Source organism: Pseudomonas sp. 18175, assembly GCF_050432925.1.
Lineage (GTDB): Bacteria > Pseudomonadota > Gammaproteobacteria > Pseudomonadales > Pseudomonadaceae > Aquipseudomonas.
In genome coordinates, this window is record NZ_JBKFTO010000012.1 from 94,730 (window position 1) to 108,153 (window position 13,424).

At 62.3% G+C, this 13,424-nt stretch carries 10 protein-coding genes and 1 pseudogene; 2 read left to right on the forward strand and 9 right to left on the reverse strand.

Going from position 1 to position 13,424, the window contains the following annotated elements; all coding sequences use genetic code 11:
• Positions 1-3: 3 nt before the first annotated feature.
• The 4 genes from ACLD1Y_RS17715 to ptsP form a co-directional block, all read right to left on the reverse strand.
• Complete coding sequence (locus tag ACLD1Y_RS17715) at positions 4-1,545, reverse strand: alkaline phosphatase D family protein (protein WP_429479155.1); 1,542 nt, start codon at positions 1,543-1,545, stop codon at positions 4-6.
• A 118-nt stretch (positions 1,546-1,663) separates the two neighbouring features.
• A complete protein-coding gene (locus ACLD1Y_RS17720) occupies positions 1,664-3,376 on the reverse strand; it encodes a PTS fructose-like transporter subunit IIB (protein WP_429479156.1) in 1,713 nt (570 codons plus the stop codon).
• An 11-nt stretch (positions 3,377-3,387) separates the two neighbouring features.
• The gene (gene pfkB / locus ACLD1Y_RS17725) at positions 3,388-4,308 is read right to left on the reverse strand and encodes a 1-phosphofructokinase (protein WP_429479157.1); all 921 of its coding nucleotides are present in this window, start codon (positions 4,306-4,308) and stop codon (positions 3,388-3,390) included.
• Positions 4,309-7,167, reverse strand: coding sequence for a phosphoenolpyruvate--protein phosphotransferase (gene ptsP, locus ACLD1Y_RS17730; RefSeq protein WP_429479158.1), 2,859 nt, complete (start codon positions 7,165-7,167; stop codon positions 4,309-4,311). It lies immediately after the preceding gene.
• A 292-nt stretch (positions 7,168-7,459) separates the two neighbouring features.
• Between ptsP and cra the strand changes: the two genes are divergently transcribed.
• Both cra and ACLD1Y_RS17740 read left to right on the forward strand, forming a co-directional pair.
• Positions 7,460-8,455 (forward strand): catabolite repressor/activator, encoded by a 996-nt coding sequence (gene cra / locus ACLD1Y_RS17735; RefSeq protein WP_429479159.1) that lies wholly within the window; start codon positions 7,460-7,462, stop codon positions 8,453-8,455.
• A gap of 2 nt (positions 8,456-8,457) precedes the next feature.
• Positions 8,458-9,255, forward strand: a complete 798-nt coding sequence (locus ACLD1Y_RS17740) for a TatD family hydrolase (protein WP_429479160.1) — start codon at positions 8,458-8,460, stop codon at positions 9,253-9,255.
• Here ACLD1Y_RS17740 and ACLD1Y_RS17745 read toward each other — a convergent pair.
• From ACLD1Y_RS17745 to ampD, 5 genes and pseudogenes are all read right to left on the reverse strand, one after another.
• Positions 9,181-9,612 carry a hypothetical protein gene (locus tag ACLD1Y_RS17745; RefSeq protein ID WP_429479161.1) on the reverse strand — a complete coding sequence of 144 codons (432 nt, stop codon included), beginning with the start codon at positions 9,610-9,612 and terminating at the stop codon, positions 9,181-9,183. The genes ACLD1Y_RS17740 and ACLD1Y_RS17745 overlap by 75 nt on opposite strands.
• 126 nt (positions 9,613-9,738) lie before the next feature.
• Complete coding sequence (locus tag ACLD1Y_RS17750) at positions 9,739-10,452, reverse strand: methyl-accepting chemotaxis protein (protein ID WP_429479274.1); 714 nt, start codon at positions 10,450-10,452, stop codon at positions 9,739-9,741.
• Positions 10,453-10,596: 144 nt separating this feature from the next.
• Positions 10,597-11,736 (reverse strand): annotated as a pseudogene (locus ACLD1Y_RS17755) (HAMP domain-containing protein); the annotation flags it as partial.
• A gap of 268 nt (positions 11,737-12,004) precedes the next feature.
• Positions 12,005-12,841, reverse strand: a complete 837-nt coding sequence (ampE, locus tag ACLD1Y_RS17760; RefSeq protein WP_429479162.1) for a regulatory signaling modulator protein AmpE — start codon at positions 12,839-12,841, stop codon at positions 12,005-12,007.
• A complete protein-coding gene (gene ampD / locus ACLD1Y_RS17765; RefSeq protein WP_429479163.1) occupies positions 12,838-13,401 on the reverse strand; it encodes a 1,6-anhydro-N-acetylmuramyl-L-alanine amidase AmpD in 564 nt (187 codons plus the stop codon). The genes ampE and ampD overlap by 4 nt, the downstream gene beginning before the upstream one ends.
• Between the last annotated feature and the right edge of the window lie 23 nt (positions 13,402-13,424).

Sequence of the window (13,424 nt, forward strand, 5' to 3'; positions counted from 1 at the left end):
AGATCAGGTGGGTTGCAGTTTTTGCTGGAACACCGACACCCCATCCAAGTCCCGCAATATCACCGTCAACTCCCCCGTCTGCCCATCAATCTGCACCTCACCAAAAAACTGGAACCCGGCCAACGGCGAGGTGTTCTGTGCCGGCGGTGCTTTCTCAAACACCACCTCTGGCCCAAAGGTCATGTCCAACGGGTTCGGCCCAAAACTCCCCGCGTTCAACGGCCCGGCGACAAACTCCCAGAACGGTTCGAAATCCTGGAACGCCGCCCGATCCGGGTGATAGTGATGCGCTGCGCAGTAATGCACATCCGCCGTCAGCCACACGTGGTTGCGTACCTTGTGCGCCCTTAAAAAACCCAGCAATTCGGCGATCTCCAGCTCCCGGCCCTGGGGTGCGCCGGGGTCGTTGTTGGCGATGGCTTCCCAGCGCGGCACGCCAGGGCTCACCTCACCGTCGGGCACGCCCAGGCCGATGGGCATGTCGGCGGCGATCACTTTCCACTGGGCTCGGGAGTCCTTGAGTTCTCGCTTGAGCCAGTCCAGTTGCTCCCGGCCGAGGAAGGGTTTTTCACCCCCCAGGTTGTCATCGTTGGGGCCACGGTAGCTGCGCATATCCAGCACAAATACATCCAGCATCGGGCCGTAGCTGAGCTTGCGATAAATCCGCCCACCCCAGTCCGCGGCCTGGCGGCGCAACGGTGAATATTCCAGCCAGGCCTGGCGTGCGTGGTTAACCAGCGTGTTGATGTCCTTGGTCGCGTAACGGCCATCGAGCTGCTTACTGGGCGACCAGTTATTTACCACTTCGTGGTCGTCCCACTGCCAAATTTGCGGCACCTCGGCATTGAAGCGGCGCACGTTTTCGTCCATCAGGTTGTAGCGGTAATTGCCGCGATAGTCATCGAGGGTTTCGGCGACTTTGCTCTTGGCCTCGGTGGTGATATTGCGCCAGATGCGCCCGTCCTCAACGGTCATTTGAGTGGGCACCGGGCCGTCGGCGTAAATGGTGTCACCGCTGTGGATAAAAAAGTCCGGCAGGCGCAGGCGCATGGCTTCGTAGATGCGCATGCCACCGATGTCCGGGTTGATGCCGAAGCCTTGGCCCACGGTGTCGCCGCTCCACACAAAACGGATATCGCGACGCTGTTGCGGCACGCTGCGCAGGTGACCGAACCAGGGCTCGCTGGCCACGCCGGTCTGGGCGTCTTCAAAGGACACTCGATAGAAAATCGCCTGGTCGGCGGGCAGCCCGGTGAGCTCGACACGGGCGGTGAAGTCGGTACTGCTGTCGGCCAGGGGCGAGATGAAACGGCGTGGGTTGGTGAACACACTGCGGGTGTCCCACTCAACCACCATCCGCGCCGCACGGTCGCTGCGGCTCCAGATCATCGCGCGGTCGCCCAACAGGTCGCCGGACTGCACGCCATCGGTGAGTTGCGGGCGGTCCTTCACCGAAGCGATCACCGCCGGGGCAAGGCCGGGCAACAACAGCCCAGCGCCGACGGCTTGCATCACACGGCGCCGGCCGAGATCGAAGTGGCTCATGGGGTGCCCTCTTGGCTATCAAAAGGGCAACTTAAGCATGCGCAGATGACACTAATCTTGCGACCCGTGAAGATCAAATGTGGGAGCGGGCTTGCTCGCTCCCACATTTTTTACTGCGTCAGGCTTGAGCCGGTGTCACCGCCAGCTCGACCACTTCCGGCCGCTTGATCACCGCATACACCAACCCGGTGACCACACTGCCCGCCACAATCGCCAGCAAATACAGCAGCGCATGGTTCATCGCATTCGGAATGATCAGCACGAACAACCCACCATGGGGCGCTGCCAACACGCAGCCGAAGTACATCGACAAGGCACCGGTCAATGCGCCGCCAGCGATGCTGGCCGGAATCACGCGCAACGGGTCTTTAGCGGCAAAGGGAATCGCGCCCTCAGAGATAAAGCACATCCCCAGGATCATCGCCGCCTTACCCGCCTCGCGTTCGGTCTGGGCAAACTTGCGGCGTGCCAGGAACGTAGCGATGCCCATGCCAATCGGCGGCACCATGCCAGCGGCCATGGTCGCGGCCATCGGTGCGCCGCTGTGGGCCGCCAGCAGGCCAACGGAGAACGCATACGCCGCCTTGTTGATCGGCCCGCCCAAATCCACGCACATCATGCCGCCCAGCAGAATGCCCAGCAGCACCGCGTTGGTGGTGCCCATGGTGCTGAGGAAATCGGTCAGCCCCACCAGCATGCGCGCCACCGGCGGGCCTACGAGGTAGATCATTGCAAGGCCGGTGAACAAACTGGCCAGCAACGGGATGATCAGGATCGGCTTGAGCGCCTCCAGGCTCTGGGGCAATTTCACTGCGCGGGTGATCAGCTTGACGCAATACCCAGCAAGGAAACCCGCGAAAATACCGCCGATAAAACCGGCGCCCAGCGTACCTGCCAACAAGCCGCCGATCATGCCCGGCGCAATGCCTGGGCGGTCGGCAATCGAGTAGGCGATATAGCCGGCCAACAGCGGCACCATCAGCATAAAGGCACGGTCGCCAACGGTTTTCAGCGCGGCGGCCAAGGTGCCTTCCTGCTCGAAGGCGTGGATGCCAAACACGAACGACAAGGCGATCAGCAACCCGCCCGCCACCACCATCGGCAGCATGAACGACACACCGGTGAGCAGGTGTTTGTACACGCCAGTTTTTTCCGACTTGGCCACCGCCCCCGTTGCAGCGCTTTCCACCGCACCTTCGGCCAGGGCCTTGTTGAGGGTCGCTTCGGACTGCTTGAGGGCAATGCCGGTGCCGCAGCGGTAGATCTTCTTACCGGCGAAGCGCTCGGTAGCGACTTCGATATCCGCCGCGAGCAACACCACGTCCGCATCGGCAATCGCTTGCGGGCTCAGGGGCGTGCGTGCGCCGACCGAGCCTTGGGTTTCGACCTGCAGGTCGTAGCCCAGGCGCTTGGCAGTCTGCTGCAAGGCTTCGGCGGCCATGAAAGTGTGGGCCACACCCGTTGGGCAAGCGGTGACGGCTACGATACGTGGCGCGTTTTTCGCCACCTGCTGCGCGGCGACAAACACCTCGGCCTCTTGCGCGCCGCGACGCAACACCGCTTCGACATCCGCCAACGCCTGGGCAGGCGTGCTCTGGAATACGCGCTTGCCAACGAAGCGCTGCATATCCACCGGGGTGCTGCTGACCAGCAACACCCACTCGGCCGCATCAATAGTGGCCTGGGACAGTTGGCGCTCCGGGCGCTGCACATCCACCACTTCAACGCTGGTGCTCCAGCCCTGGCGCTGCGCGGCGGCGTCCAACAAGCGGGCGCACAGCACACTGGTGACCATGCCGTTCGGGCAGGCAGTAACAATGGCTAACTTCATGACTATCCCTCTTATTGTTCTGTCAGCGTGCGCACGTGGACGCCGCTTTCGAGGCGCGCCAACTGCGCGTCATCGCTGATGCCGAAACCGATCTGCGTCACCGCCATGGCGGCAATCGCCGTGGCGCGGCGCAGGGTGTGCTCCGGCGTATCGCCGCTGAGCAAACCGTGGAGCATCCCGGCGAGCAATGAGTCGCCCGCGCCCACGGTGCTGGCAACCGTCACCTGTGGCGGTGTGGCATGCAGCGCCGTGCCTGGGCGGTACCAGTTCACGCCGGCGGCGCCATCGGACACCACCACATGTTCCACGCCCAACTGGTGCAACTGGCTGACGGCATCGGCGGCATTGCCCAAGGCGTCGGCCAGCTCTTCGGTGTTGGGTTTGACCAACCACGGCCCGGCCTGCAAACCGGCGCGCAGTGCTTCGCCGCTGGTGTCGAGAGCGACTTTCAAACCAAGATTTTTCAGTGTCTCAAGCAAGCCTTGAAACCACTGCGGGCTGACGCCGCGCGGCAAACTGCCGGCGACGACCACTGCATCGAATTCAGGACCGACAATCGCAACCATTTTGAGCAGTTTTTGTTGCGCCTGCTCGTCCACAAACGGCCCCGGTGCGTTGATGTCGGTCACCCGGCCGTCCTGTTCGGCAATCTTGATATTGCTGCGGGTTTCCCCCGCCACGCGGATGAACGCGTCGCCAAACCCACGGCGGGCGATCAGGGCGTTGAATGCCTGGGGGTTTTGCGCGCCGAGAAAACCGCCCACGCTCACCTGATGCCCAAGGTCGGCCAACACTTGCGCCACATTCACGCCCTTGCCGGCAGCGTGGGTCAGCACATTTTCACTGCGATTGACTTCGCCTGGTTCCAGGCGCGCCAGGCGCACTGTCAGGTCCAACGCTGGGTTCAGCGTCAGGGTCAGAATCCTTGCCATTTACACGGCCTCCACAAGGGCGCGCACGTCGGCGGGCGAACCCACCGCCAGCGCTTTTTGCGCCAGGTCCTGGGCCTGGCTCAGACTGAATTCGCGCACGCGCGCCTTCACTTCAGGAATGCTGCGGGCCGATACGCTCAACTCATCCACACCCAGGCCGATCAGCACCGGCACCGCCAGCGGGTCGGCGGCCAATTCGCCGCACACACCAACCCATTTGCCATGGGCATGGGCGGCGCGCACGGTGATATCGATCAGTTGCAACACCGCTGGGTGCAGGCCATCAGCCTGGGCCGACAGGGTTGGGTGGCCACGGTCGATGGCCAGGGTGTACTGGGTCAGGTCGTTGGTGCCGACACTGAAAAAGTCCACTTCCTTGGCCAGTACCGGCGCGAGCAACGCGGCAGATGGCACTTCGATCATGATGCCCAGTTGCAGGTCGGCCACCGGGATTTCCAGGCGCAGACGCTCGGTCATGTCACGGGCGGCGCGCCATTCATCCACGCTGCCGACCATGGGGAACATGATGCGCAGCGGACGGTTATCCGCCGAGCGCAGCAGCGCGCGCAATTGCGCTTCCATGATCTGCGGGCGTTGCAAGGTCAGGCGAATGCCGCGCACGCCGAGGAAGGGGTTTTCTTCCTGGGCAATCGGCCAATACGGCAGCGGTTTATCCCCGCCCACATCCAGGGTGCGCACCACCAGCGGACGACCGCCGAGGCCGTCGAGCACGCGGCGGTACTCGGCTTCCTGGGTGGCTTCGTCCGGCGCTTGGGGGTGGGCCATAAAGATCAGTTCGGTGCGCAGCAGGCCGATGCCTTCGGCGCCCTGCTCCACTGCGCTGGCAACACCGGCGCTTTCACCGATATTGGCGAACACTTCCACGGCATGGCCGTCGCGGGTCAGGGCCGGTTCGTGGCGCTGGGCGGCGGCGGCTTGCAGGCGTTGCTCACGGGTATCGCGCTCAACCGTCGCACGCTGCAAGGTGGCCGCGTCGGCGTCCACATGCAGGCGGCCGCGTTGGCCGTCCAGCAACAGCGGCGTGCCCGAGGCCAGCAGCAACACGGCCGGGCCTGCACCGACCAGCGCCGGAATGCCCAGGGCACGGGCGACGATGGCGCTGTGGGCCGTGGCACCACCACGGGCGGTGAGGATACCGGCGACGCGGGCCGGGTCCAGGCGTGCAACGTCCGAAGGGCCGACTTCATCCATCACCAAGATGTAGGGGTCGTTCGGTTCCTGCACGGTTTCGACGCCACACAGTTGGGCCAGCACACGGCGGCCAATGTCGCGCAGGTCGGCGGCGCGCTCGGCGAGCAAGGCATCCTGCAACGACTCCTGCTGTTTGGCGGCCGCTTCGATCACGCTCATCCACGCCGCTTCAGCGCTTTCGCCTTGCTTGAGGCGGGTGTCGACTTCGTCGGTCAGCTCCGGGTCGTCGAGCATTTCCTGGTGGGTGATGAAAATCTCGCGGATCGCTTTGGATGTGCTGCGCTCGATCAAGCCTTGGATATCACGGCGCACATCGTTGAGCGCTGCGTGCAGGCGTTGACGCTCGATCACGGCGGACTCGCCGCGCAACGGGTAATCGAACACCTGCTGGACCTGGATATGGGCCGGGCCAATGGCGATGCCCGGCGCGGCGGCGATGGCCTGGATCTGGCTACCGGCCACGGGCGCGCTGAGCACGGGTTCGATATCGACTGCCGCGGGCTGGGCGCTCGCGGTGGGCAGCGGCTCGACGTCTTCGCCGAGGCCCTCTTGCACCGCGGCCAACAGGGCTGGCAGTGCGTCACCGGCGATGCTTGGCTCGGCGACAAACTCCAGCACCTGGCCACGCCGCGCGCCGAGGCTCAGCAGCTTGCTCAGGCTTTTGACCGACACCGCGCCCACCGGGCCATCCACGATGCGCACGCGGATATCGCCGTCAAAACTCTTGGCCAATTGGGCCAGGATTTTCGCGGGCCGTGCATGCAGGCCGTGGGCATTGGCCAGGGTAATACGGGCACTCGGCCAATCGGGCGGCAGCTCGCCACCCAGGACTTCCAGCACCGCACGGCTGCTGGTGGCACGGCCCAGCTCCTGGCCGCGACCTTCGATCAACAACGCACACAGGCGCTCCAGCAAGGCTTGGTGCGCTTCGCCGAGGCTGGCCAGGCAGAACAGGCCGTTGAGCGGCTGGCCGAGGTAACGCATGGGTTTGTCCGGCGTGACAAAAGCCAGGCCCGGGCGCTTCACCGTCTGCTCGCTGTGCAGCCACCACAGGCCATCGCCCAGGGGCAGTGCATCCACTTGTTGCAACACCGCGGCGAAACCATTGCTTACACAATCGGCCTGGCGCAGCAGGCGTGCACCGCGCCACACCAGCTCTTCGAAATCATCGGCCGATACGCCGAGGCTGATCATCTGCGCATCCAGCGCCAGTTCCTGTGGTGCACCTTGCAACAGTTTCAGCAACGCTTCGGCGGAACCGGCACGGCGCAATGCCTGGCCCAGGTCGGTTTCACCGAGGGCGCGGGTGAGCAGTTGCAGCAGGCGCAGGTGTTCGTCGGATTTGGCGGCAATGCCAATGGCCAGGTAGACGATCTGGCCATCGCCCCAGTCGACGCCCTCGGGAAATTGCAGCAGGCGCACGCCAGTGGAATGCACTTGGTCGCGGGTTTCGGGGGTGCCGTGGGGGATGGCAATACCTTGGCCAAGAAAGGTCGAGCCTTGGGCTTCACGGGCTTGCAAGCCACTGAGGTAACCCTCGGCGACCAGGCCATCGGCCACCAGTTTTTCTGCGAGCAGGTGCAAGGCAGCAGATTTATCCACAGCCACCTGGCCCATGGAAATCTGCTCTACAGTGAGCTCAAGCATGCCGTTCTCCTAGTTAGTGCGGTGGTGCACTAGGTATTGTTTTGAATAAACAGTGTAAGGGCGATTCGGAATAACTGACTGAGTAGTCAATTGGCAGTGGCCACTCAGTAGCGAATATCGTAAAAATACGCCTGCTGAAACGTTTAATCTAGAATTTATGGCAGATTACGCGTTAATTGCGCATCCTTGAAGAACCACTCGGCGCGTGAGTCTAGGCATTGGTCGTGTACAGGAATCGGTTACGATTGGACAAAATGTCGGGGCAAGCTCCAAAAAACAAGGAAATCCCGGTTTGAAACTCAGTGATATCGCACGTCTGGCCGGTGTGTCCGTGACCACCGCCAGCTACGTCATCAATGGCAAGGCCGAACAACAACGGATCAGCAACGCCACCGTCGAACGGGTGCGTGCCGTGGTTCAGGCCCACGGTTTTACCCCCAACCCCCAGGCCGCGGGGCTGCGCAGTCGGCACACGCGCACCTTGGGCTTTATCCTGCCCGACCTGGAAAACCCCAGTTATGCACGCATCGCCAAGCTCCTGGAGCAAGGTGCGCGGGCCCGTGGCTATCAGTTGCTGATCGCCAGCTCCGACGATGACGCAGACAGCGAGCGCCAACTGCTGCAACTGTTTCGCGCCCGGCGCTGTGATGCGTTGTTCGTGGCCAGTTGCTTGCCACCCAACGATGACAGCTACCGTGAGCTGCAAGCCAAAGGCCTGCCGGTGATTGCCATCGACCGGGAGATGGACCCGACGCAGTTCTGTTCGGTGGTCAGCGATGACCGCGAGGCCAGCCAGCAATTGACCGCCAGCCTGCTGCAACTCAAGCCCAAGCAGATCGTGCTGCTGGGTGCGCGGGCCGAGCTGAGCATCAGCCAGGAGCGCACCAAGGGCTTCTGCCTGGCCCTGCGCGACAGCGAGGTGGAAGGCAGCATTGAACACGGCCTGGCCTTCAGTCGCGAATGCGGCAAGCAGATGATGGAAGAACTCTTGCAACGCTTGGGGCATTTGCCCGACGCGCTGATCACCACGTCCTACGTGCTGCTGCAAGGCGTGTTCGATGCACTGCAAGCGGTTCCAGTAAAAGAACGCCAAATGCAGCTGGGCACCTTTGGTGACACCCAGTTGCTGGACTTCCTGCCGCTGCCGGTCAACGCCATGGCCCAGCAACATCAACTGATCGCCGATGCCGCCTTGAAGCTGGCCCTGGCTGCGATTGAAGAAGAACAGTACCAGCCGGGCGTGCACGCTATCGGCCGCACGTTCAAGCAGCGTATTCACGAGGCCTGAGCGTGGAGCTGATCGACACCCACACCCACTTGGACTTCCCGGACTTTGACAGCGACCGTCGGGAAGTCCTCGCCCACAGCCATGCGCTGGGGGTGCGACGCATGGTGGTGTTGGGGGTGTATCAGCAAAATTGGCAGCGGCTGTGGGATCTGGTGCAAGCCGATCAAAGCCTGTTCGCCGCCTTTGGCCTGCACCCGGTGTACCTGGATGACCACCGCGCCGCCGACCTGACCGAACTGGGCGACTGGCTCACCCGCTTGCGCGGCCACCGCCAGCTGTGCGCGGTGGGGGAAATTGGCCTGGATTACTACCTCGAAACACTGGACCGCGAACGCCAGCAACGCCTGTTTGAAGCCCAACTCCAGCTGGCGGTGGACTTCCAGTTGCCCGCGTTGCTGCACGTACGCCGCAGCCACGCGGCGGTGATTGCAACGCTCAAGCGTATCCGCCTGCCACGGGGCGGCATCATCCACGCCTTTGCCGGCAGCCAGGAAGAGGCCCGCGAATACATCAAGCTGGGTTTCAAACTGGGCCTGGGCGGTGCCGCCACTTGGCCCCAGGCCCTGCGCATGCACAAAGTGCTGGCGCAATTGCCGCTGGATGCCGTGGTACTGGAAACCGACTCCCCCGACATGGCCCCTGCCATGTACCCCGGCCAGCGCAACAGCCCGCAACACTTACCGGCCATCTGCAACGCGCTGGCCGAGCGCATGGGCATTGAGCCTTTATTGCTGGCGCAGGCGAGCACACGCAATGCGTGCGAGCTGTTCAATTGGCAGGGTGGGAGTGACCACCTGTAACTCCAGCGTGATGCGCTGGCGATAACGCGCATAACGCAGTGCCAGAAAATGCACCAGCAGCACCACCAGCGACACGTTGAACTGACCGACCAGGCTGATCAACCCCACCCACTCCGCCACCAGCGCCACGATCAACACCACGCATGTCAGCACCACCATGCTCGGGCGCACCAGCGCCCAATGGTCCAAGGTCCTGAGTTGGCGTAACTGCCTGGGGCAATTCAACTGCAAGATCCGTTGGCAATACGGACAATCGAAGGGTTCTTCGATGGAGATGGCGTTCAACTGCCACGGTTTGAGTACGAAGGTGATGTCGCAGTGGGCGCAGTGCCCTTTGATGCCGATTGCAGCGGTCATCGCTGTGCTCCCTTGGACTTCGACTTGAGTGAAACAAATTCTCACTTATCCACGCTGCCAAAAAAGAGCCACAGGGAAATCAGGACATGCACCACACCGTACAGAAATAAATCCTACACATACGACCTACACACGAAACGCCCCGATCAATTGCTTCAACTCAATCACCTGCATCGACAGCTGCCGGCTTGCGGCCTCGGTCTGATGGGCGCCCTCGGCGGCATGCTCGCCGGCGCGGTTGATTTCGACGATGTTCTGGTCGATATCGTGGGCGACGGCGGTCTGCTGCTCCACCGCAGCGGCAATCTGCTGGTTCTGATCGACGATCATGCCTACGGCGCCCAGAATGTTTTCCAACGCCTGCTGGACCTTTTCCGACTGCCCCACCGTGCCATTGGCCATGGCGTGGCTGGTGCCCATGGCCTTCACGGCCGCATCCACACCGCTGTGCAACCGGCTGATCATCTGATCGATCTCCTCGGTGGAGCGCTGAGTGCGGCGGGCCAGGGTGCGCACCTCATCGGCCACCACCGCAAAGCCACGACCTTGTTCACCGGCCCTCGCAGCCTCGATGGCAGCATTGAGCGCCAGCAGGTTGGTCTGCTCGGCGATGCTTTTGATCACTTCCAATACGCTGCTGATGGATTGGCTGTCGGTGGCCAGTTGATTAATCACCTGCACCGACTGGTCGATCTCCGTCGCAAGCCGCGCAATGCTGCCCTGCTGGGATTGCACCAAGCCACGGCCGTTGACGGTTTCATCGTTGACGCTGTGGGCACTGCTGACCGCTGCCGCCGCACTGCGCGCCACTTCTTGGGCGGTGGACGACATCTGGTTCATCGCCGTCGCCACCTGCTCGATCTGCGTACGCTGGCCCGACACCGCCTGATTGCTCTGGGCCGAGACCGTTTCCACCTGGCCAGCCTGCACCTCGACCTGGCTGACGGTGTGCCCGACACGCTCGATCAGGTCATGAATCTTTGCCACGGTGCCGTTGAACACTTGGCCCAGGTCGCCCAATTCATCACGGCTGTGGGATACAAAGCTGACGGTCATATCACCTGCGGCCACTTTATCCATCATCAGCCCCAGGCGCCGCAGGGTGGTGCGGGTGGAGGCATAGAAACCAGCATACAGATAGAAAATCAGCAGAAACACCGCGCTCAGGGCCGACACCAGCACCACCATGTGCATGCGATTCTGCGCCAGGCGCTGCTCCAACTGCTGCCCGATAAATGCCAGGGTAGCTTCGTTGAGCTGGTACGTCTGGGCCATCAACTGGCTGACATTGTCGTAGAACGGCTGCCAGGGCGCATCGAGGGTTTCGGCCATCACCACCTGCTCTTCAAACAGCTCGCTGCCTTGCTTAAGGCTGGCGCTGCTGGCCTTGGCCGTGCCATCGAGGGCCGCACGCGCAGCGGTGCTGGAACCCAGAGCGTCCTGCAGTTTCAAGCCGTATTCGGCCTGGAGTTTTTCCAGCTGTTGCAGCAATTCGTCAAAGCGGGTACTGGACGATGAATTGAGAAACCCCAGCCCAAGGGAATAGCTGCCCATCGCGCGCCCTTCGCCCAGGGTCTGGGTGATTTGCGGGGTGACGCTGGTGATCAGCTCGCTGAGCTGGCGCAAATCGCTCTGGGGGTCGCGGCTCAGGCCGGATTGACTGGCGATGACCTGGCTGAGCATCTGCGCCTTGTTCAGTAACTTGCCGATCAGCGCACTTTTGCTCAGCAGCGAGGTTTCCTGTTGTTGGGCCTTGAACGCGCTGATCAACTCATCGCGCTTGCTCTCAAACGCGGCGATTTGCTCGGGCTCGGTGGCCATGGCGCGCAGGCCTTGCAGGCGATTGAGCACGCTTTGTTCCAGGGTACTGATCTTGCCCTCCAGGTCAGCGGCCTTGCCGGACTGGCCGAGGGCGGCGTTGATCTGCACTTGGTTGTTGAGGGTTTCCAGATCACGCCGCAACGCCAGGCTACTGCCGAGTAAATCCAGGCTTTGCAATTCGACACGGGTGCCCTGGAACTCGCGCCAGGAATCGCGTACCAGGTAATAGTTGGTCGCCAGCATTGGCAACAGGAACAGCACGCTGATCAGGCTGAACTTCATGCCGAAGCTCAGGCGGTTCATCAGCGCGACGGCGGGATAGAGCAAGCTCTTCACAGGTGAACTCCCTTTCTTTTATTTTTATTGAGGCGCAGGGCGGCAGTTAGCCATCATCTGTATAGCTCAATTTGAAAGGGAGTTTTGTAACTTAAGGTTAACGAGAATCAGGACACTGCGAAAACCTTGTAGTGAGCGGGCTTGTGTGGGAGCGGGCTTGCTCGCGAAGACGGAGTGTCTGTCAACCTATTCATCGACTAATCCACCGCTTTCGCGAGCAAGCCCGCTCCCACACTTAAGGCAATACGGTCCAGATCGCGAACCCGGCGTACCACAGGACGGCGGCACGCAGCAGCATTTCCCACAGGCGGTCCAGGCTGTTGATACCTTCGGCGCCGACTACCGGCGGTGGGATTTCGGCGGCCACCAGGCCGACTTTTTCCACCAGTTGGGCAGCGCTGATGTCCCAACTCAACAACTCGTGGAGCATCACGCGGCTGACCGCGACAAAGTTGCCCACCAGGGCGAAGCTGGCCGCCAGTAGCCGTACCGGCAACCAGTCAAACGCGTGGCGAAGCTGCTCGGCGCGCTCGGCCACCAAGGGATTTTTGCTGTGCTCACTGGCCAGCGCCAGCAGGCGATAGGCCAACGCAGCCACCGGGCCTAACAGGAAGTACCAGAAAATCACCGCGAAAAAGCTCTGGTAGGCCTGCCACAACAGGTGGCCCTGAACGCGCTCAAGCAATTGCTCGCCACTGTCGGCGCTCAAGCTAAGGTCGCGCTCGGCCACGTGCTCTGCGGCCTGCAGGTCGCCCCGGCGCCAGGCATCGCGAAATGGGCCGAGCCCGGCCAGTAAATCGCCACGGCCCAGGCTGTAGATCACTACCAGCACGTGCACCGGCAGGGCCAACAAACCGTAGGCCACCGGCTCCAGCACCAGCAGCAACAGCGCCAGTAACGCCACCGGCAACAACACCAGCAGCGCCAGAATCAGCCATGGCTGCTTGCCCATGCGCGGGCTCGACTCCAGCTTGGCCAACTCACGCAGCCATCCGCCATCACGTTGCAACCGCTGGCGCAGGGCCGAGAACTTCTCGATCCATACGGCCAGCACCAACACCAGAAAACTCATCGTGCTTGTCCTCCATCCTGCAGAGCGCTGCGAAAGCGCGTCCAATCAAAAGCCGGCCCCGGGTCGGTCTTGCGCCCCGGTGCAATATCACTGTGCCCACATATACGCTGGGGGGTGATGCCTGGGTACGCCGCCAATAGCTGACGGGTCAGGTCGATCAGCGAGCTGTATTGGGCGTCGGTGAACGGCAGGTCATCCGTGCCTTCCAGCTCAATGCCCAAGGAAAAGTCATTGCACGTTTCACGCCCCTCGAAACACGAGACCCCGGCATGCCAGGCCCGGTCGATACAGGACACAAACTGCGTCACCGCGCCGTCGCGCTCAATCAGAAAGTGCGCAGACACCCGTAGGTCGGCAATCCCTTCAAAGTAGGGATGTTCCGTGACATCCAGGCGGTTCTGGAAAAACTCCTGCACCTTGCCGGTGGCAAACTGCGCTGGCGGCAGGCTGATGTTGTGCACCACCAACAGCGAGATCTCGCCTGCGGGGCGCTCGTTGAAGTTGGGCGAAGGGCAATGACGGATGCCCTGGCACCAACCGCTGGTGGGGTCCAACTGCATACGGGTTCCTTGAATGAGTCAAC

Excerpts from the sequence above, each read along its gene's own strand:
- ACLD1Y_RS17715 (WP_429479155.1), bottom strand. The coding sequence starts at position 1,545 with ATGAGCCACTTCGATCTCGGCCGGCGCCGTGTGATGCAAGCCGTCGGC.
- ACLD1Y_RS17720 (WP_429479156.1), bottom strand. The coding sequence starts at position 3,376 with ATGAAGTTAGCCATTGTTACTGCCTGCCCGAACGGCATGGTCACCAGT.
- pfkB (WP_429479157.1), bottom strand. The coding sequence starts at position 4,308 with ATGGCAAGGATTCTGACCCTGACGCTGAACCCAGCGTTGGACCTGACA.
- ptsP (WP_429479158.1), bottom strand. The coding sequence starts at position 7,167 with ATGCTTGAGCTCACTGTAGAGCAGATTTCCATGGGCCAGGTGGCTGTG.
- ACLD1Y_RS17745 (WP_429479161.1), bottom strand. The coding sequence starts at position 9,612 with ATGACCGCTGCAATCGGCATCAAAGGGCACTGCGCCCACTGCGACATC.
- ACLD1Y_RS17750 (WP_429479274.1), bottom strand. The coding sequence starts at position 10,452 with ATGAACCAGATGTCGTCCACCGCCCAAGAAGTGGCGCGCAGTGCGGCG.
- ampE (WP_429479162.1), bottom strand. The coding sequence starts at position 12,841 with ATGAGTTTTCTGGTGTTGGTGCTGGCCGTATGGATCGAGAAGTTCTCG.
- ampD (WP_429479163.1), bottom strand. The coding sequence starts at position 13,401 with ATGCAGTTGGACCCCACCAGCGGTTGGTGCCAGGGCATCCGTCATTGC.